At 62.8% G+C, this 18,398-nt stretch carries 16 protein-coding genes; 9 read left to right on the forward strand and 7 right to left on the reverse strand.

The window, feature by feature from the left end; translation table 11 throughout:
* Window positions 1–102: 102 nt before the first annotated feature.
* The 3 genes from ACQ4WY_RS04335 to ACQ4WY_RS04345 all read left to right on the forward strand — a co-directional run bounded on the left by ACQ4WY_RS04335 (window position 103) and on the right by ACQ4WY_RS04345 (window position 4,393).
* Window positions 103–1,089 (forward strand): SDR family oxidoreductase, encoded by a 987-nt coding sequence (locus tag ACQ4WY_RS04335; protein WP_436502974.1) that lies wholly within the window; start codon window positions 103–105, stop codon window positions 1,087–1,089.
* Window positions 1,090–1,092: 3 nt separating this feature from the next.
* Complete coding sequence (ku, locus tag ACQ4WY_RS04340) at window positions 1,093–1,968, forward strand: non-homologous end joining protein Ku (RefSeq protein ID WP_436502975.1); 876 nt, start codon at window positions 1,093–1,095, stop codon at window positions 1,966–1,968.
* Window positions 1,969–2,089: 121 nt separating this feature from the next.
* The gene (locus tag ACQ4WY_RS04345) at window positions 2,090–4,393 is read left to right on the forward strand and encodes a PAS domain S-box protein (protein WP_436502976.1); all 2,304 of its coding nucleotides are present in this window, start codon (window positions 2,090–2,092) and stop codon (window positions 4,391–4,393) included.
* On the opposite strand, the gene ligD is transcribed toward ACQ4WY_RS04345, so the two are convergent.
* A complete protein-coding gene (ligD, locus tag ACQ4WY_RS04350) occupies window positions 4,377–6,866 on the reverse strand; it encodes a DNA ligase D (protein WP_436502977.1) in 2,490 nt (829 codons plus the stop codon). The two genes, ACQ4WY_RS04345 and ligD, sit on opposite strands and share 17 nt — an antisense overlap.
* Before the next feature lie 212 nt (window positions 6,867–7,078).
* Here ligD and ACQ4WY_RS04355 point away from each other — a divergent pair, with 212 nt between their 5' ends.
* The 6 genes from ACQ4WY_RS04355 (at window position 7,079) to ACQ4WY_RS04380 (ending at window position 10,320) form a co-directional block, all read left to right on the forward strand.
* On the forward strand, window positions 7,079–7,387 hold the full coding sequence (locus tag ACQ4WY_RS04355; protein WP_436502978.1) for a hypothetical protein: 309 nt from the start codon (window positions 7,079–7,081) through the stop codon (window positions 7,385–7,387).
* Window positions 7,388–7,609: 222 nt separating this feature from the next.
* Window positions 7,610–7,954: a hypothetical protein gene (locus ACQ4WY_RS04360; RefSeq protein ID WP_436502979.1), complete on the forward strand. Its 345-nt coding sequence runs from the start codon at window positions 7,610–7,612 to the stop codon at window positions 7,952–7,954.
* Between the two features lie 41 nt (window positions 7,955–7,995).
* Window positions 7,996–8,328 carry a hypothetical protein gene (locus tag ACQ4WY_RS04365; protein WP_436502980.1) on the forward strand — a complete coding sequence of 111 codons (333 nt, stop codon included), beginning with the start codon at window positions 7,996–7,998 and terminating at the stop codon, window positions 8,326–8,328.
* A 200-nt stretch (window positions 8,329–8,528) separates the two neighbouring features.
* Window positions 8,529–9,548, forward strand: a complete 1,020-nt coding sequence (locus ACQ4WY_RS04370) for a serine hydrolase domain-containing protein (RefSeq protein ID WP_436502981.1) — start codon at window positions 8,529–8,531, stop codon at window positions 9,546–9,548.
* A gap of 115 nt (window positions 9,549–9,663) precedes the next feature.
* Window positions 9,664–10,014 carry a hypothetical protein gene (locus ACQ4WY_RS04375; RefSeq protein WP_426070330.1) on the forward strand — a complete coding sequence of 117 codons (351 nt, stop codon included), beginning with the start codon at window positions 9,664–9,666 and terminating at the stop codon, window positions 10,012–10,014.
* Between the two features lie 42 nt (window positions 10,015–10,056).
* Complete coding sequence (locus ACQ4WY_RS04380) at window positions 10,057–10,320, forward strand: hypothetical protein (RefSeq protein ID WP_436502982.1); 264 nt, start codon at window positions 10,057–10,059, stop codon at window positions 10,318–10,320.
* 55 nt (window positions 10,321–10,375) lie between these two features.
* Here the strand turns inward: ACQ4WY_RS04380 and ACQ4WY_RS04385 are convergent, their stop codons facing one another.
* The 6 genes from ACQ4WY_RS04385 to ACQ4WY_RS04410 form a co-directional block, all read right to left on the reverse strand.
* Window positions 10,376–10,942 carry a fasciclin domain-containing protein gene (locus tag ACQ4WY_RS04385; protein WP_436502983.1) on the reverse strand — a complete coding sequence of 189 codons (567 nt, stop codon included), beginning with the start codon at window positions 10,940–10,942 and terminating at the stop codon, window positions 10,376–10,378.
* Window positions 10,943–11,117: 175 nt separating this feature from the next.
* Entirely contained in the window at window positions 11,118–12,563 is a 1,446-nt protein-coding gene (locus ACQ4WY_RS04390; protein WP_353661001.1) for an efflux transporter outer membrane subunit, read from the reverse strand.
* A gap of 44 nt (window positions 12,564–12,607) precedes the next feature.
* A complete protein-coding gene (locus ACQ4WY_RS04395; protein ID WP_436502984.1) occupies window positions 12,608–15,808 on the reverse strand; it encodes an efflux RND transporter permease subunit in 3,201 nt (1,066 codons plus the stop codon).
* 2 nt (window positions 15,809–15,810) lie between these two features.
* Window positions 15,811–17,055 carry an efflux RND transporter periplasmic adaptor subunit gene (locus ACQ4WY_RS04400; RefSeq protein ID WP_436502985.1) on the reverse strand — a complete coding sequence of 415 codons (1,245 nt, stop codon included), beginning with the start codon at window positions 17,053–17,055 and terminating at the stop codon, window positions 15,811–15,813.
* Between the two features lie 280 nt (window positions 17,056–17,335).
* A complete protein-coding gene (locus ACQ4WY_RS04405) occupies window positions 17,336–18,196 on the reverse strand; it encodes an alpha/beta hydrolase (protein ID WP_436502986.1) in 861 nt (286 codons plus the stop codon).
* Entirely contained in the window at window positions 18,193–18,363 is a 171-nt protein-coding gene (locus ACQ4WY_RS04410; RefSeq protein WP_353656495.1) for a hypothetical protein, read from the reverse strand. The genes ACQ4WY_RS04405 and ACQ4WY_RS04410 overlap by 4 nt, the downstream gene beginning before the upstream one ends.
* Window positions 18,364–18,398: the final 35 nt, after the last annotated feature.

Below are 18,398 nucleotides of genomic sequence, written 5' to 3' on the forward strand. Positions count from 1 at the left end.
CATCATATAACTTTACACCCGTTTGCGCCACTCTGTTAGCAAGCGCACCGTTGGATGCGGGTGCCGCGCCGATACTGGATCTTCGTTTACACGGAGGCCAGCATGAACGAGAACAAGGATCAGTCCACCGGTAACTTGCAGCGCAGCATACAGCAGGAGCAAGATCAGGAAGATAAGCAGCACGATGCCGCCAAGCCAGGCAAGGAAAGCAAGCAGCCTGTGCAGACTGGCAGCCGCAGCCAGCCTGCCCCTCCCCTGCCAGCCCAGCACCTGGACAAGCCCGGCATCGAAGCGCAGATGCAATTGAAGCCCCGTTTCCTGGCACCCGACTACTGCGGCAGCGGCAAGCTGGCCGGCATGGTGGCCATCATCACGGGCGGCGATTCGGGCATCGGCCGTGCCGTGGCCGTGCTGTACGCGCGCGAAAGGGCTGACGTGGCCATCATTTACCTGAACGAGCACGCGGACGCCAACGAAACGAAACGCTACGTGGAAGCGGAAGGCCAGAGCTGCCTCTTGATTCCCGGCGATGTGCGCGAGCAGGGCTTTTGCCAGCAAGCCGTCAGCCTAGTGCTGGACAAGTTCACGCACATCGACGTGCTGGTCAACAACGCCGCCTTCCAGGAACACGCCGAATCGCTGCTGGACCTGAGCGAAGAACGCTTCGACCTCACCATGAAAACCAATGTCTACGGTTACTTTCACATGGCCAAGGCCGTGCTGCCCCATTTGCAGCGGGGCGCCTCCATCATCAATACAGGTTCCGTGACGGGCTTGCAAGGCTCGAAGCACTTGCTCGACTATTCCACCACCAAGGGCGCCATCCATGCGTTTACCATGGCGCTGGCCGGCAACTTGCTGGACAAGGGTATCCGCGTGAACGCCATCGCCCCCGGGCCCGTCTGGACGCCCCTCAACCCGGCCGACAAATCACCCGAGGACATCCAGAAATTCGGCCAGGACACGGACATGCGCCGCCCGGCCCAGCCGGAAGAACTGTCGCCCGCGTATGTCTTCCTGGCCTCGCCCGCCTGTTCCAGCTATATCACGGGCATCGTCCTGCCCGTCACCGGCAGCGTGGGAGGATAAGCGATGGCGCGCGCACTATGGAAAGGCGCCATCAGCTTCGGCCTCGTACATATCCCCGTCGAGCTGATTTCCGCCAGCCGCGACCATGAACTGGACTTGTCCATGCTGGACCGGCGCGACTTCGCGCCCATCGGCTACAAGCGCTACAACAAGAAGACGGGCAAGGAAGTCGAGTGGGACGACATCATCAAGGGCTATGAATACAAGACGGATGAGTACGTGGTGCTGTCCGAGGAAGATTTAAGGCAGGCCAATGTGAAAGCCACGCAAACCATCGCCATCTTGACCTTTGTCGATGCGGTCGAGGTGCCGCTGACCTTTTACGAGCATCCGTATTATTTGCTGCCCGCCAAGGGCGGCGAGAAAGTCTATGCCTTGCTGCGCGAGACCTTGCGCAAGGCAAATAAGGTGGGCATCGCCAGCGTGGTCATGCGCACCAAGCAACATTTGTGCGCGCTCGTGTGCGTGGGCGACGCCATCGTGCTCAACACCCTGCGCTACGCCGATGAAATCCGCCCCACGGCTGACCTGGACTTGCCTGGCAGCAGCCTGAAGGCGGCGGGCATTTCCGACAAGGAAATCAAGATGGCCCTGTCGCTGGTGGATGGCATGAGCGAAGCGTGGGACCCCGAGCAATACCGCGACAGCTACCGCGAAGACGTGCTGGCGCTGGTCAAGAAAAAAATCAAGGCCAGGCAGACCAAGACCATCACCGCACCCGCGCCGGAGCCGGCGGAAGAGCACGGCAGCAATGTGATCGACCTGGTCGCCCTGCTGCAGCAAAGCCTGGGCAAGAAGCCGCCCGCGGCGCCCGCCCGCAAGCGCGCGGCCTCGTCCGCCTCCCGCAAACCGCCGCCAGCCAAGCGCAAGGCGGCCTGAAGCGCGTGCCCCCGTCCGGGGGCTCTTCATTCATATAAATGCGTTGACTTTGATCAGGCTTCTCGCTACGTTATGCACACAGCCTGCCACCCGGCTAGCCCTGTCATGCGTGCGGAAAACAATGGATGCCGAGTTAGATCAGCTTATCCTCAGCGGCGCCCCTGGCGGCGTAATCATCACGAACGAAGACCATGCCATCGTGCGCTGGACGGCCGGGGCGCAGCGCATTTTCGGCTATGCCAGCGAGGAAGCGCTGGGCCGCACGCTGTGGGAACTGATCTCGCTGCCAGGACAAGCCGAGGCAGACCCGCTGATCGACGAGCAGCTGACCCTGCACGGCAGCTACGACCGCGAATCGCTGCGGCGGCGCAAGGATGGTGAACTCATCTACGTCGATGTGGCGTGCCAGGCCGCCCACGCGGTGCCGGACGGCCCCCGCTACCTGATTTCCACCATGAAGGACACGACCTTGCTGAAGGCGGCGCGCGACGCCCAGTTCGTCGACGTACGCTACCGCGTGCTGTTCGAATCGACGCCGGACAGCGTCATCATGGTCAATGCCACGGGCGCCATCGTGCTGGCCAACCAGCAAGCGCAGCGCCTGTTCGGTTACGCGGAAGGCGAATTGAACGGCAGGCAAATCGATAGCCTGCTGCCGCAACGCCTGCGTCATGCGCACGTGGGGCACCGCGCGCGCTATTTCGACCAGCCGCGCACGCGCACCATGGGCGCCGACCTGGAATTGCTGGGCTTGCGCAAGGACAACGTCGAGTTCCCCGTGGAAATCAGCCTGTCGCCCATCCAGACGGAGATCGGCGCCTTCGTCATCAGCGCCATCCGCGACGTCAGCGACCGCCGCCGTGCCGAGCAAAAGTTCCGCGGCCTGCTCGAATCGGCGCCGGACGCCATCGTCATCGTCAATGGCGATGGCGAGATTGTGCTCGTCAATTCGCAGACGGAACGCCTGTTCGGCTATTCCCGCGCAGAGTTGCTTGGGCGCAATGTGGAAGTGCTGATCCCGGCCCGCTACGCCGCCGAGCATCCGCACCACCGCCTGGCCTTTTCCACGGCGCCGCGCGCCCGCTCCATGGGCGCGGGCCTGGAACTGTACGGCTTGCGCCGCGATGGCACCGAGTTTCCCGTCGAAATCAGCCTATCGCCGCTGGAAACGGACGAAGGTGTGCTGGTTTCGTCGGCCATCCGCGACATCACCGAGCGCAAGCGCATCGAACGCACGCTCAACGAACAGAAAATCGAACTCGAGCGGGCCAGCCAGGCGAAGGACCGCTTTCTCACCAGCATGTCGCATGAACTGCGCACGCCGCTGAACGCCATCCTCGGCTTTGCCCAGCTGCTGGCCAATGAAGCCCTGCCCGCGACCGTGCTGCAAAAACGCACCTTCGTGCAAAACATCGTCACCTCGGGCCGCCACCTGCTCACCCTGATCAATGAAATCCTCGACCTGGCGAAGATCGAGTCAGGCAGCCTGAGCCTGTCGATCGAGCCGGTGGCGCTGCCCGCGCTGCTGGAGGAAGTACGCGTGATGGTGGAAGAACAGGCGCAGCAGCGCCAGATCCACCTGCTTCTGCCGGAATGCGAGCCGCTGACGCTCAGGGCCGACCATACGCGCCTCAAGCAAGTGCTGCTGAACCTGCTCTCGAACGCCATCAAGTACAACCGCCCGGCCGGCAAGGTGACGCTGGAAATCTCGCGGCCCGAGCCGCAGCGTGTGCGCATCGCCATCCGCGACACAGGCAAGGGACTGAACGACGCGCAGATGGCGGAACTGTTCCAGCCTTTTAACCGCCTGGGACAGGAAGCGGGCAGCGAGGAAGGCACGGGCATCGGCCTGGTCGTCACCAAGCGCCTGGTCGAGCTGATGGGCGGCAGCATGGGCGTGCACAGCTGCGTCGGCGTGGGCAGCGTGTTCTGGATCGAACTCGACACCATGGCCGCGCCACCCGCCAACCGGCAGCGGGAAACGGAATATCTGCCCGAGCGCGCCGGGGACGATGCCGGCGGCCAGGCGCTGCTGCTGTACGTGGAAGACAATCCGGCCAGCCTGCGGCTGGTGGAAGACATCGTCAGTTTCCTGCCCCATCTGCGCATGATCTCGGCCACCGACGCGCGCCAGGGTATCGCGCTGGCGCTGGAACGCCGCCCCGATGTGATCTTGATGGATATCAACCTGCCGGGCATGAATGGCAACCAGGCGCAGCGCATCCTGCGCAACGATACGCGCACGGCGCACATCCCCGTCATCGCCTTGACGGCCAACGCCATGAAGGGTGATATCCGGCACGGCCTGGCGGCGGGCTTTTTCCGCTACCTGACCAAGCCCGTCGAAATTCCCCAGCTCAACGCGGCTATCGACGAAGCGCTGCAACTGGCGCGCGTCGTCCTGCCTTTCAAGCGGGAGGAGTAAAGGCCAGCTTTTTCATCGCCGCATCGAGGCCCTTCGCGCTGCGCGCATAGCCATCCCACGGCGCGTTGCCCACGTCGAGGCGGCTGTGGACATTGCCCACGTTCCACTGATCGCCCGCCTTCAGCTCGTCGAGCTCCTCCCAGGCCAACGGCACGGAAATGCCCAGCCCCGAGCGCGTGCGGGCCGACCACGCGCATACGGTGGTGGCGCCCCGGCCATTGCGCAAATAATCGATGAAAATCTTGCCAACGCGGTTGCTCGGCCCACTTTTCAAGACGAAGCGCTGCGGGATCAGCTGCGCCATGTGCGCCACGATGGCTTGCGAAAACGCCTTTACTGTATCCCAGTCGTGTTTCGGGCGAATCGGCACGACCACATGCAAGCCCTTGCCGCCGCTGGTCTTCAGCCAGGCGGGCAGCCCCAGCTCCGTCAGGAAGGCGCGCAGCAGCACGGCCGCTTCGCGAATGGCGGGCCAGGCCACGCCCTTGCCCGGGTCCAGATCGAACACCAGGCGGTTCGGCGTGTCATAGGCGCTGGCCAGCGCATTTTGCGTGTGAAATTCCACCACATTCCATTGCGCGGCCGACAACAAGCCCTGTACGCTGGCCACTTCCAGCATGGCGGCATGCTCGGGGTCGAGGCCAGGATCAAGCTGTTTGACACCGGGCATGGCCGACGTATCGGCATGTTTCTGGAAAAACAGCTCGCCGCCCACGCCGGCCGGTGCGCGCACCAGCGACACGGGCCGGCCCCGCAGATGCACGAGCATCAGCTTGCCCACCAGCGCGTAGTAGCGCACCAGGTCGATCTTCCTGGCGCCGCTCTCCTTGTCGATCACTCTGTCCGCATGGCTGACCTTGAAACTGGCCGGCAAGACGCTGTCGGGCGTGGATTGCTTCTGCATGGTCTTCTCCCTGTCGATCCGCTGCGCCCGCTCGCGCACGATGGCGGCCGGCTTTTTATCCTCGCGCAAGCCGTGAAACACGGCATGGCGCACGGCCCCGCCGCTGGTCCATTGCGCAAAACTGACCTCGGCCACCAGCTTCGGCCTGGCCCAGATGGGCTGGCGCACACCGCCCGCCTTGCCAGCAAACGGACTGGTCCCGACGGCCAGCGCGTCGAGGCGCCGCCGCAAGTCGCGCAGGCTTGCTTCGTCAAAGCCGCTGCCCACATTGCCCGCGTAGCGCAGCTTGCCCTCTTCATCATGCACACCCAGCAGCAACGAACCTATCCCTTCGCGCGCGCCCTGCGGCGCCGTATAGCCGCCGATGACGAATTCCTGGCGCAGCCCGCATTTGAGCTTGATCCAGTCGCCCGAGCGGCGCATGACGTAAGGCGAGCCGCGCCGCTTGCCGATCACCCCTTCCAGCCCCAGCCGGCAGGCGTGGTCCAGCAGTTGCTGCGGCGCGGCATCGAGCGCGGCGCTGAAGCGCACCAGCGGCGATGCGGGCAAACTCTGCAGCAGCTGTTCCAGCAACGCCCTGCGCGCTTCGACTGGCTGGCCCCGCAGATCGTGGCCATCGAAATACGGCACATCGAACAGGTAATACACGATGGCGCTGGTCGTTTCCGCGTCGAACGCACGCTGCAACGCGCCAAAATCCGGGCGGCCGCTGGGGTCCATGACGACGATTTCGCCGTCATACCAGCCTGACGGCAGCCCCAGCTGTTCCAGCGCTTGCCGCAGTTTCGGCAATTTCGCCGTCCAGTCATTGCCATTGCGCGTCATCAAGCCAATCTGATCGCCATCGCAACGCGCGAGGATGCGGTAACCGTCGAATTTCGCCTCGAACAGCCAATCCTGCGGGTTTGGCGGCGGAACGTCTGCCAGGGTCGCCAACTGCGGCGACAGGGTGGCGGGCAACTCGGCATCCGGTGCTGCAGCAGCCATCTTGCGTTTGGGCATCGCCTTGTTCTTGACGCTGTCGGGGAACTCGTCCACGACAGAAAATTCCAGCGCCGGCCGCGCATAATCGTCTTTTTCCTTGATCAGCAGCCAGGCTGGCTGCTTTTCGCTGCGCTTGTCCCCCTTGCCTTTCATGCGCACCAGCACCCAGTTGCCATGCATCTTGTGGCCATGCAGCGTGAATTTCAGCTCGCCGGCCGCCAGCGCCTTGCGCGCATCGGGCATGGCTGGCTGGGGCTGCCACGTCCCCTTGTCCCAGATGATGACCTTGCCCGCGCCATACTGCTTTTCGGGGATCGTGCCTTCAAAACTGGCATACGAAATGGGATGGTCTTCCACCTGCACCGCCATGCGCTTGTCGCGCGGATCGTAGCTGGGCCCTTTCGGCACGGCCCAGCTTTTCATCGTACCGTCCAGTTCCAGGCGGAAGTCATAGTGCAAACGGCTAGCCCAGTGCTTCTGGATGACAAAGGTGAGCGCCTCGCCCGCTTCCTCGTCGCCACCTGCAGGCTCGGGCGTGACGGCGAAATTGCGCTTGGCTTGATAGGTTTTCAAGGCGGCTTTCATGGCGGACCCATGCGGTGAAGATGGCACCGAGTCTAGGCTGCTGCCGTCTGTGTCGCGGTACGCCAGCTAACAGAGCGCCTGCCCCGGCAAATGTAATTTTTTGTAATTAGGCCCAATTGCTGTCAACGCTATTGCCGTACGGCGCGTTTTTGGCTCAGTGACAGGGGAAATGCATCTCCTGAACTACAACCCACTTCTCGAGGAACTGCACCATGAAAAAAGTAATCGCTACTCTGATCGCCGGCTTGTTCGCTACCGCAGCCTTTGCTCAAACGCCAGCAGTGCCTGCCAAGGCCGAAGCCAAGCACACCAAGGAAGTGGCAAAAGCAGAAGCCAAGGAAACCAAGGCTGTAGTCAAAGCCGATGCCAAGGAAGCCGCTGTCGCCGCCGATGCCAAAGCCGATGTCGCCAGTGCCAAGGCCGATGCCAAAGCTACCAAGGCCAAAGCCCATCACAAAGCGAAAAAAGCCAAGGCCAAAGCTGACGAAGCCAAAACTGAAGCGACCGCAGCAGCCAAATAAGCAACTCCGCGCGTTTTCTACGCGACACAAAAAGACAGCTTCGGCTGTCTTTTTGCATTTTCATGCCGCCTTTACCCATTAACGCCGTTTAAATCACCTGATTGTAAGAAAGTGTAAACAAGGTCAACCGTAACCTTCCGGGGCGCGTTTTCTGCTCAGTGACACGGGAATCATCCCGACACCAATAGAAACACCAGACAAACCACCACCGAGGACTGCACCATGAAAAAAGCAATTGTTACCCTGATCGCCGGCCTGTTCGCTACCGCTGCCTTTGCTCAAACGCCAGCAGCTCCTGCAGCAGCCCCGGCAGCGCCCGCCAAAGTGGAAGCAGCCCACACCAAGGCCGTCGTGAAAGCCGACGCCAAGGAAGCGCAAGCCGTCGTGAAAGCGGACGCCAAAGAAGCGAAAGCAGTCGTCGCCGCCAAGACCGACGTAGCCAGCGCCAAAGCAGAAGCGGCCACCACGAAAGCCAAGGCCCATCACAAGGCCAAGCACACGAAAGCCAAGGCCGATGCAAAACTGGCTTCGGCCACCGCTGAAGCCGCGCCAGCAGCAGCCAAGTAATCATCGACATACCTTCACTTACCACTTGCCAGGAAAATAAAATGAAAAAAGTTATCGCTACCCTCGTCGCCAGCCTGTTCGCTACCGCAGCCTTCGCCCAAACCCCTGCCGCCCCGGCAGCGTCGGTTCCCGCCAAGGCGGAAGCGGCCCATACGAAAGCCGTGGTCAAGGCTGAAGCCAAGGAAACCAAGGCCGTCGTGAAAGCCGATGCGAAAGAAGCGGCCGTCGTCGCCGATGCGAAAGCCGACGTGGCCAGCGCCAAGGCCGATGCCAAAGCCACCAAGGCCAAGGCGCATCACAAGGCCAGCAAAGCCAAAGTGAAAGCGGATGCGGCAAAAGCGGCGGAAACCGTTCCGGCAGCGCCAGCGAAGTAAGCGCGAACGACGTCACGGGAGCGCGTCCGCCGGGTCTGCGCTTGCGTGGCCACTTGCCCGCAGTACCAGGGACAGCTTCGGCTGTCCTTTTTGCATGGCGCGCCTTCATGCAAACTTCATCGAACAGGCCAGCTTATGCGCGACAAAGCGCCGCACATGAGGGACACTGGCACTCCGACCATCGCCGTGAAGCCCATTCCATGCGCCACCTGCCCTTGCTCCTGATTACCGCCCTGTGCCTGCCTTGCACCGCCAATGCGCAAAACACCCCCGCCTCCCTTGAGCAAGTCCTGCAAGCCCAGGACCGCGACAGCCATGGCGACTTGCGCGCCGTCGTCGTGCTGCGCGATGGCGCCGTCGTGGCCGAACGCTATTACAACGGCGAGACGGCCGAGACCCTGCACGACATCCGCTCGGCCGGCAAGAGCATCACCGCCCTGCTGGTGGGCGCGGCCGTGGCGCGCGGCCAGCTGGCGACAACAAAAACCGTGGGCGACTACTGGCCCGAAGTCGCAGGCAGCCCGGCGGGCAAGGTGCTGCTCGACGACTTGCTGACCATGCGTTCTGGCCTGGCTGCCTTCGATGAAGACGAACAGTCGCCAGGCAATGAAGACAAGCTCGATGAAGCACCCGACCCGGCCGCCTTCGTGCGCGCCATACCGGCTGCCACAACGCCGGGCAGCGCTTACCGCTACAACTCACTGGGGTCGTACATCGCGGGCAGAATGGTGGAAAGCGCCAGCGGCGCCGACCTGGAAGATTACGCCGCCAAGGTGTTGTTTGCGCCACTGGGCATCGCCCGCTGGAGCTGGGGCCGCGACGTGGCACACCACCCGAAAGGCCAGGGCAATCTGTCGCTGCGCGCGCGCGACACGGCAAAGATTGGCCAGATGGTGCTGGACGACGGCCTATTTGACGGCAAGACGGTGATCGACGCCGCCTGGATCAAGGCCGCGCTGGCGCCGCGCGTGGCCATCGGCGCCGTGGACCGCTACGCCGACAGCTACGGCTATTTCTGGTACGCGAAGATGCAGGACATCGGAGGAAAAAAGATCGCCGTGCATTTCGCCTCGGGCAATGGCGGCAACAAGATCTACGTGATACCCGCGCGCCGCATGGTGGTCAGCATCGCCTCGAGCGCCTATGGCAAGGGTTATGGACAGCGCCGCTCGGAAGACATCCTGAAAGCCATCCTGGAGGCGGATGCAAGGCAGATGTAAGCGTTTGTAATGATCGTCAACGCAAGCGTCCGGGGGCGCGTTTTATGCTCAGTGACACGGGAATCATCCCGGCACCAACAGACATACCAGACAAACCACCACTGAGGACTGCACCATGAAAAAAGCAATTGTTACCCTGATCGCCGGCCTGTTTGCAACCGCTGCCTTTGCTCAAACGCCAGCAGCTCCGGCAGCGCATGCCACCGCAGCAGCCTCGGTTCCAGCCAAAGTAGAAGCGGCCCACACCAAGGCTGTCGTGAAAGCCGACGCCAAGGAAGCGCAAGCCGTCGTGAAAGCGGACGCTAAAGAAGCGAAAGCAGTCGTCGCCGCCAAGACCGACGTCGCCAGCGCCAAAGCGGAAGCGGCCACCACGAAAGCCAAGGCGCACCACAAGGCCAAGAAAACCAAGGCCAAGGCTGACGAAAAGCTGGCATCGGCCACCGCTGAAGCGGCTCCAGCCAAATAATTCCGACACACTTTACTGACCACACACATCAAGGATATTAAAATGAAAAAAGTCATCGCCACCCTCATCGCCAGCCTGTTCGCCACCGCTGCCTTCGCCCAGACCCCAGCCGTCGCGCCAGTCGCACCAGTGGCACCGATTCCTGTCGTCGCCCCTGTCGCCAAGGCCGAAGCGCCGGCAGCAGCCGTCAAGCCAGCGGCGCACAAGAAAGCCAAGCATCACAAGGCGAAGAAAGCAGCACCTGCAACGCCTGCAGCTCCGGCCGCAGCGGCTGCTTCCGCACCGGCAGCAGCGCCAGCCAAGTAATCGAGGCAGCACCAAGCAAAAAGACAGGGTTTTCCCTGTCTTTTTTTTCGTTCTCTTATTTTGGCATCAGCACCGTGTCGATGACATTGATCACGCCATTCGACTGGTACACGTCATAGGTGCTGATGTTGGCGCTGTTGCCGCCCTCATCCATCACGACGATGTTGTGCATGCCGTTCATGGCGAACATCAGCTTGCCCCCGCTGGCCGTGGGCAAGGTGGCTTTACCGTCGTGCATCTTGATTTCCCTGGCCAGCGCCTTGAAGTCGTATTTGCCGGGCACCACGTGGTAGGTGAGGATGTTCGTCAGGGTCGCCTTGCTTTCCGGCTTCACCAGGGTCTCGACGGTACCGGCGGGCAGCTTGCCGAAGGCCGCATTCGTCGGCGCGAACACGGTAAAGGGCCCCTTGCCTTTCAGGGTGTCGACCAGGCCTGCTGCCTTGACGGCGGCGACCAGGGTTGTGTGGTCAGCCGAATTGACGGCGTTATCGACGATGTCCTTGGATGGATACATGCTCTGTCCACCCACCATGGTGCTCATGTCGGCGGCAAAGGGGGCGCTGGCGGCCAGCATGGAAGTGAGGGAGGTGACAAGTAGTGCTGCGGGAAGGAAGGTGCGCATGTTGATATCTCCTGAATGACTGCGTTTGCGTGATTGCAGGAGTATTTACGCGGCCTGTCCGCAAACGGATTCAACTTGCAGAAAACAAAAAAACGGCGCCGTGCTGTGCACGACGCCGTTCTTGACAGGCTCCCGCGTCGCGGGCCGGAATACTCCAGCCCGCGGTGCCGGGAAACTAGTTGGCCGCCACTTGCGGCTCCGTCTCGCCCCAGCCGCCGCCCAGGGCGCGGATCAGCGCCACCGTAGTGACGGCGCGGTTGCCGCGCAATTGCACGGCGTTGCGCTCGATGGCCGCCAGGTTGCGCTGCGCGTCGAGCAGATCGAGGTAGCTGGAACGGCCCGCGTCGTACAGCTTTTGCGCCAGGTCGGCCGAGCGGCGCGCCGAGACGACGGCTTCGTCGATCTGCTGCGTCTGGCCCGACAGGATGCGCAAGCCGGCCAGGTTGTCTTCCACCTCGGCGAAGGCCACCAGCACGCTCTGGCGATACGTCGCCACCGACTCTTCCAGCTGCGCTTCGCTGCGGCTCACGGCAGCTTTATTGCGTCCGCCGTCGATGATGGGCATCGACATCAGGGCGCCCAGCAGCCAGGAGCGGCTGCTCCACTTGAAGATATCCGAGAAGGTATCGGACGCGCCGCCGCCGGAGGCGTTCAGGGTCAAGGCCGGGAACATGGCAGATTTCGCCACGCCGATGCGCGCATTCGACGCTTCCATGGTGCGCTGCGCCGACGCGATATCGGGACGGCGTTCCAGCAGGGATGACGGCATGCCGGCCGGGATCACGGGCAGGAAGCCGCTATCCTGCAGCGGGTTGACGCCCGCCGTGAAACTGGCGGCCGGCTTGCCCAGCAGGACAGCCAGCGCATGCTCGCTGGTGGCGCGCTGGCGCTGCAGGCCGATGGCTTCGGCGCGCGTCGTCGACAGCTCCGTGCGGGCACGCGACAGGTCGAATTCGCCGATGTCGCCCAGGTCATAGCGGCGCTGATTCACATGCACGCTTTCCTCGCGCAGGCGCACCGTCTGTTCCAGGGTCGCCAGTTCGGCGTCCGTGGCGCGCAGCTGGAAATACGTCTGCGCCACGTCGGCCTGCAAGGACAGCAGCACCGAGCGGTAGGTCGCTTCCACGGCCAGCGCATCGCTGCGCGAGGCGCTGACGTTCGATGCCACTCTGCCGAACAAATCGACTTCGTAGCTGGCCGTCAGGTTGGCCTGGTAGACATTCGTGGCCGCCACCGGCGCGCCGTTCGGCAAGCTGAGCGACACGGCGGAAGCGCGGTTGCGCTGGCCGCCCACGTTGACGCCCACTTGCGGGATGCGGTCCGCTTCGGCGATGCCGGCAATCGCCCTCGCCTGCTTGACGCGGGCGGCGGCGACAGCCAGGTTGGCATTGGCCTGCGTGGCTTCATTGATCAAGCTGGTCAAAGCCGGATCATTAAACGCCAGCCACCATTCGCCGCGCGCCTGGCGCTCGGCTGGCACGCCCTGCTTCCAGCGCGTGCCGTCGGCCGCCGTCTGCACGGCCGGCAAGGTTTGCGCTTCCTTGAACGCCGTCGGCGTCTCGATCTGCGGCTGCTTGAACTCCGGCGCCGCGCAGGCCGCCAACAGCACGGCCGCTGCCATGGCGGTCAGCACAGGCTTGACACGCCAGATGATTTCCTTGGTTTTCAATATATATCTCCTTCCAGGTCCAGCGCTGGCGCGGCGACAGGCTTGGCGGCAACGGTGGCTGGGTTTTTCTCAAAACGCTGCGCCAGGGTGCGCAGCAGTACGTAGAACACGGGCGTCAGGAACAGGCCGAAGAAGGTCACGCCCAGCATGCCGGCGAACACCGCCACGCCCATGGCATGGCGCATTTCCGAACCGGCGCCGTGCGAGAACACCAGGGGCACCACGCCCATGATGAAGGCGATCGACGTCATCAGAATCGGACGCAAACGCAGACGGCACGCTTCCAGCGCCGCTTGCACGACGGTGCGGCCATGCTCTTCCAGTTCGCGGGCAAATTCCACGATCAGAATCGCATTCTTCGACGCCAGCCCCACCAGCACGAACAGCGCGATCTGGGTGAACACATTGTTGTCGCCGCCGGTCAGCTTCACGCCAAGAAGCGCGCAGAGGATCGACATCGGCACGATCAGGATCACGGCCAGCGGCAAGGTCCAGCTTTCGTACTGGGCGGCCAGCACCAGGAACACCAGCAGCACGCACAGCGGGAAGACATAAATCATCGTATTGCCGGACAAGATGTCCTGATAGGTCAGCTCTGTCCACTCATACGAAATCCCCTGCGGCAGCACTTCCTTGGCGATGCGTTCCAGTGCGACTTGCGCCTGGCCACTCGACACGCCAGGTGCGGCGCCGCCGTTGAAGTCGGCTGCGGCGTAGGCGTTGTAGCGCTGCACGCGGTCCGGACCATAGCTATCCTTGACGCGCATCAGCGACGACAGGGGAATCATCTCGCCCTTGTTATTACGGACCTTCAGCTGCGCGATATCCTGGGCATGCGAACGGAACACGGCATCCGCCTGCACGCGCACCTGGTAGGTGCGGCCAAACTGGTTGAAGTCATTCACGTACAGCGAACCGAGGTTGATCTGCAAGGTCTGATAAATCGTTTGCAGCTGCACGCCCATCTGCTTGGCTTTCACGCGGTCGACGTCGGCAAACAGCTGCGGCACGTTGATCTGGTAGCCCGAGAACACGCCCGCCAATTCCGGCGTCTGGTACGCTTTCGCGGCCAGGGCCTGGGTGGCGTTGTACAGCGCGTCGTAACCGAGGTTGCCGCGGTCTTCGATCATCATCTTGAAGCCGCCGATGGTGCCCAGGCCGTTGACGGGCGGTGGCGGGAAGACCATGATGAAGGCGTCCTGGATACCGCCCAGGCGCTTGTTGATCTCGGCCGCGATGGCGCCACCCGACAATTCCTTGGTGGTGCGCTCGTCGAACGGCTTCAGCGTGGCGAACACGATACCGGCGTTCGGTGCATTGGTGAAGTCGTTGATCGACAGGCCGGGGAAGGCGATGGTCGATTCGACGCCGGGCACCGACTTGATGACGTCGGACATGCGGCGCACGACATCTTCCGTGCGGTCCAGCGAGGCGGCGTCAGGCAATTGCGCAAAGCCCACCAGGTATTGCTTGTCCTGCGCTGGCACGAAGCCGGCCGGCACGGACTTGAAGGTGAAGATGGCGGCAACGACCAGCAGCGCATACACGCCCAGGGAAGCGCTCTTGCGGCCCAACACGCCCTTCACGCCCGCTTCGTAGCGGTGCGAAGCGCGGCCGAAGAAGCGGTTGAACCAGGCGAAGAAGCGGCCGAAGACCATGTCCATGCCGCGCGTCAGCGCATCTTTCGGCGCATCGTGCGGTTTCAGCAGCGCGGCCGACAGGGCTGGCGCCAGGGTCAGCGAGCTGAAAGCGGAGATCACCGTCGAAATGGCGATGGTCAGCGCGAACTGGCGGTAGAACTCACCCGACAGGCCGGGCACGAAGGCGATCGGCACGAACACGGCGCACAGCACCAGGGCGATGGCGACGATAGGACCGCTCACCTCTTTCATGGCCTGGATGGTGGCGTCGCGCGGCGACAAGCCTTCCTCTATATTGCGCTCGACGTTTTCCACCACCACGATGGCGTCATCGACGACGATACCGATAGCCAGCACGAGGCCGAACAGCGACAGGGTGTTGATCGAGAAGCCAAAGCCCAGCATCACGGCAAAGGTACCGACAATCGACACGGGGACGGCCAGCAGCGGAATGATCGATGCGCGCCAGGTTTGCAGGAAGATGATCACCACCAGCACCACCAGGGCAATCGCTTCGAGCAGGGTATGGATCACGGCTTCGATAGACGAGCGCACGAACTGCGTGGGGTCGTACTCGATGCGGTATTCCACGCCTTGCGGGAAGTCTTTTTTCAGTTCCTCCATCTTGGCGCGCACGTCGGACGACAATTGCAGCGCGTTGGCATTCGGTGCCTCGAAAATACCCATGCCGACGGCCGGATTATTGTTCAGCAGCGAACGCAGCGAGTAGCTGTTGGCACCCATTTCCACGCGCGCCACGTCCTTCAGGAGCGTCACGGCGCCGTCGGCATTCGTGCGCACGATGATGGCGCCAAATTCCTCGGGCGTCTGCAGACGGCCCTGGGTATTGACGGTCAGCTGGAAGTCCGAGTTCTTCGCTGGCGAGGCGCCGATCACGCCGGCGGCCACTTGCACGTTCTGCTCGCGGATGGCGTCGACGACGTCATTGGCCGTCATGCCGCGCGCCGCCACCTTTTGCGGGTCGAGCCAGATGCGCATCGCGTAGTCGCCCGCGCCGAAGATCTGGATGTCGCCCATGCCGGACAAACGGGCCAACTGGTCCTTGACGTTCAGCACCGCGTAGTTACGCAGATACATGTCGTCATAGCGCTTGTTTGGCGAGACCAGGTGCACCACCATGGTCAGATTGGGCGAGGACTTGACGGTCGTCACGCCGATCTGGCGCACTTCCTCGGGCAGGCGCGGCAAGGCGCGCTGCACGCGGTTCTGCACCTGCGTCTCGGCCTGCTCCACGTTGGTGCCGATCTTGAAGGTCACGGTCAGCATCATCGAGCCGTCCGATGTGTTTTGCGAGGACATGTACAGCATGTTCTCGACGCCGTTGATCTGCTCTTCGAGCGGCGCGGCCACGGTTTCAGCGATCACTTTCGGGTTGGCGCCCGGGTACTGCGCGCGCACCACCACGGATGGCGGCACGACGTCGGGATATTCGGAGATGGGCAGGCCGAATATCGACAGCAGCCCGGCCACGAATATGACTATCGACAGCACCGCCGCGAAAATCGGCTTGTCGATGAAAAAGCGGGAAAAATTCATGTTTATTCCTTGGAAGTCGATGCTGCTTTCGCGGCGATCTTGGCGTCTTTTGCTTCAGGTTTTGCAGGAGCGACTGGTGCGGTCGGGTCGAAATCCATGGCGACCATCTGCGGCGTCACGGGCGCACCGGGGCGCACGCGCTGCAAGCCGTTGACGACGATCTTTTCGCCCGCTTTCAAGCCTTCGCGTACGACGCGCAAGCCGTCCGAGGTCGGGCCCAGCTTGACGGCGCGGTATTCGGCCTTGTTATCGGCGCCCACCACGTACACATATTTGCGGCTTTGATCCGTGCCGACGGCGCGGTCGCTGATCAACAGCGCCGTGCTTTGCGCCTGCGGGCCATTGCCGCCATCGAGCTGGATGCGCGCGAACAGGCCAGGCACCAGCTGGCGCTCGGCGTTGGCGAAGGTGGCGCGCATGCGCACGCTGCCCGTGGCCGGGTCGAGCTGGTTGTCGACGAATTCCAGCTTGCCTTCATGCGGGAAGCCCGTTTCGTTGGCCAGGCCCACCTTGACGGTGACGGGCGTGCCCTTTTGCGCCGTGCCGGCCACGCGCAGATACGTATCTTCATCGCCGTCGAAGCTGGCGTAGATGCGGTCCGTCGACACCACCGAGGTGAGGATGGCGGAAGCGTCGATCAGGTTGCCGACGGTGATTTCCGCCTTGCTGACACGGCCGCTGATCGGTGCCTGCACCTGCGTGTAGGACAGGTTCAGCTTGGCCGCTTCATACGCGGCTTGCGCCGAGCGGGCGTTGGCATCCAGCTCTTTCAGGCCCGAGGCCTTTTCATCGAATTCGCGCTGGGCGATGGCTTTTTCAGCCAGCAGCTTTTCAGCGCGCGACAGTTCCAGCTTGGCCAGTTCCGCCTTGGCGCGGGCCGAGGCAGCCGTGCCTTCGGCGCGCGACACTTCGGCCTGGAATGGGCGCGGATCGATGACGAACAGCACCTCGCCCTTTTTCACTTCGCTGCCCGGCTTGAAATTGACGGCCGTGATGAAGCCGCCGACGCGCGAGCGGATTTCCACGCGCTCGATCGCTTCCAGGCGGCCCGAGAATTCCTGGGTTTCCGTGATCTGTTTTTCAATGACGGCGGCGGCCGAGATGGGCGGGCCGCCGGCCGCTGGCGCGTCGGGCACCTTGCTGTTGGCCGAATCGCAGCCAGCCAGGCTCACGGCCACCAGTCCTGCCAGCGCCAACGAGGCAGCCAAGGGCTTCAGCAGAGTGGAAAATTGTTGAACGTTTTTCATTTTATTTCCCTGTTTTATGAAAATTTCTAATGGTATGGGCGGCAGAAAGCAACCCAGCTAAAAATGGAAACTGCAGCGTGTGGTGGTGCCATGGCGCCCGACGGCGCTCGATCAAAGGTAAACAGGCCGCCAGCTGCTTAAAAGCGGACGGAGACGACGAAGCTGGCTGTGCGAGCGCACAACGCAGACAAGATGGGAACTACACTGCGTAGTGTAGCAACCGAAACTCAAAAAGTAAACTGATTAGTGTAATTATTTTACAGCGCCGCAGATGGCGGCGTCATGACTCGCACTCCTGCCCCAGTCCAGCGACAAAGCTGGCAATTTCGCTCAATACCTGCACCTTGCAGGCGCACTCATTGCGGGCAGTCGCGTCTTGCAGGGGCGCGGCGGCCATGCGCCGCACGGTGGTCTTGATGCCGCAGGCGATCAGTTTGCTGCCGTATTGTTCAGCTTCGTCGCGCAATGGGTCATCTTCGCTGGAAAGAATGAGCGCCGGCGGCAGGTTCTTCAGGCGGCTCGACTGCAATGGCGACGCGTACGGATGGGTACGATCAGCGGCATTCGGCAGGTAGCCACGGTAGGCGGCGGCGCATTGATCGGCCACTTCCGCCAGGTCCGGACAGCTCGGCAAGTGGCGCATCGAGCAGGTCGACAGGCCGGGGTCGAGCATGGGCATGATCAGCACCTGGCCCGCGAGGGGCGGTCCGCCCCGGTCGCGCGACATCATGGCGCATACGGCGGCCAGGTTGGCGCCCGCTTCGATGCCCGACACCACCATCTGCTTGCCCGTCCAGCCCAGCTTGGACTTGTTCTTTTTTGCCCACAGCAGCACGGCATGCGCGTCTTCCACGGCGGCGGGGAATGGCCGCACCTTCGCCAAAGTGTAGTTCGCGGCCAGCACCACGTGGTCCGGGTTGCTCAGCACGAGACAGCGCAGGAAGTCGTCCGCATCGTCCAGGTCGCCATCGACAAAGCCGCCGCCATGGAAGAAGACGATCAGGCTGGACTGCTTGGCGCCCGGCACGCCGGCCGTGTAGACGCGTGCGGCGAGCGCATCCTGCGCGCCCTGCACCTGGATGTCGCGTATCTTCAGCGCCTGGCCAGGCGCCAGTTCGGCCGCGGTCTCGGCAAAGCTCATTGCGCCACCACCGGCTGCACCGCAACATCGAGCACCGTGTCGTTCAGGCACAACAGGGCGACGCCGCCCACTTCATGGGTCAGGGCGCTATACGCACTGGCTTCGCTTTGCGCCGCCAACGAGTATGCATCCGTCGATACCATCGCGGCCAGAGCGAGCGAGCTCATAGCGAGAGCGAGCACTGCAAAGATTCCATTCCGAT

The organism is Janthinobacterium salmonicoloratum (assembly GCF_051380845.1).
GTDB classification, from domain to species: domain Bacteria; phylum Pseudomonadota; class Gammaproteobacteria; order Burkholderiales; family Burkholderiaceae_D; genus Janthinobacterium; species Janthinobacterium lividum_F.

Coding starts and splice junctions, on each gene's coding strand:
- ACQ4WY_RS04410 (WP_353656495.1), bottom strand. CDS start 18,363: ATGAGCTCGCTCGCTCTGGCCGCGATGGTATCGACGGATGCATACTCG.
- ACQ4WY_RS04385 (WP_436502983.1), bottom strand. CDS start 10,942: ATGCGCACCTTCCTTCCCGCAGCACTACTTGTCACCTCCCTCACTTCC.
- ACQ4WY_RS04365 (WP_436502980.1), top strand. CDS start 7,996: ATGAAAAAAGTTATCGCTACCCTCGTCGCCAGCCTGTTCGCTACCGCA.
- ACQ4WY_RS04380 (WP_436502982.1), top strand. CDS start 10,057: ATGAAAAAAGTCATCGCCACCCTCATCGCCAGCCTGTTCGCCACCGCT.
- ACQ4WY_RS04370 (WP_436502981.1), top strand. CDS start 8,529: ATGCGCCACCTGCCCTTGCTCCTGATTACCGCCCTGTGCCTGCCTTGC.
- ACQ4WY_RS04405 (WP_436502986.1), bottom strand. CDS start 18,196: ATGAGCTTTGCCGAGACCGCGGCCGAACTGGCGCCTGGCCAGGCGCTG.
- ACQ4WY_RS04390 (WP_353661001.1), bottom strand. CDS start 12,563: ATGGCAGCGGCCGTGCTGTTGGCGGCCTGCGCGGCGCCGGAGTTCAAG.
- ACQ4WY_RS04335 (WP_436502974.1), top strand. CDS start 103: ATGAACGAGAACAAGGATCAGTCCACCGGTAACTTGCAGCGCAGCATA.
- ACQ4WY_RS04400 (WP_436502985.1), bottom strand. CDS start 17,055: ATGAAAAACGTTCAACAATTTTCCACTCTGCTGAAGCCCTTGGCTGCC.
- ACQ4WY_RS04345 (WP_436502976.1), top strand. CDS start 2,090: ATGGATGCCGAGTTAGATCAGCTTATCCTCAGCGGCGCCCCTGGCGGC.
- ACQ4WY_RS04355 (WP_436502978.1), top strand. CDS start 7,079: ATGAAAAAAGTAATCGCTACTCTGATCGCCGGCTTGTTCGCTACCGCA.
- ACQ4WY_RS04375 (WP_426070330.1), top strand. CDS start 9,664: ATGAAAAAAGCAATTGTTACCCTGATCGCCGGCCTGTTTGCAACCGCT.
- ACQ4WY_RS04395 (WP_436502984.1), bottom strand. CDS start 15,808: ATGAATTTTTCCCGCTTTTTCATCGACAAGCCGATTTTCGCGGCGGTG.
- ligD (WP_436502977.1), bottom strand. CDS start 6,866: ATGAAAGCCGCCTTGAAAACCTATCAAGCCAAGCGCAATTTCGCCGTC.
- ku (WP_436502975.1), top strand. CDS start 1,093: ATGGCGCGCGCACTATGGAAAGGCGCCATCAGCTTCGGCCTCGTACAT.
- ACQ4WY_RS04360 (WP_436502979.1), top strand. CDS start 7,610: ATGAAAAAAGCAATTGTTACCCTGATCGCCGGCCTGTTCGCTACCGCT.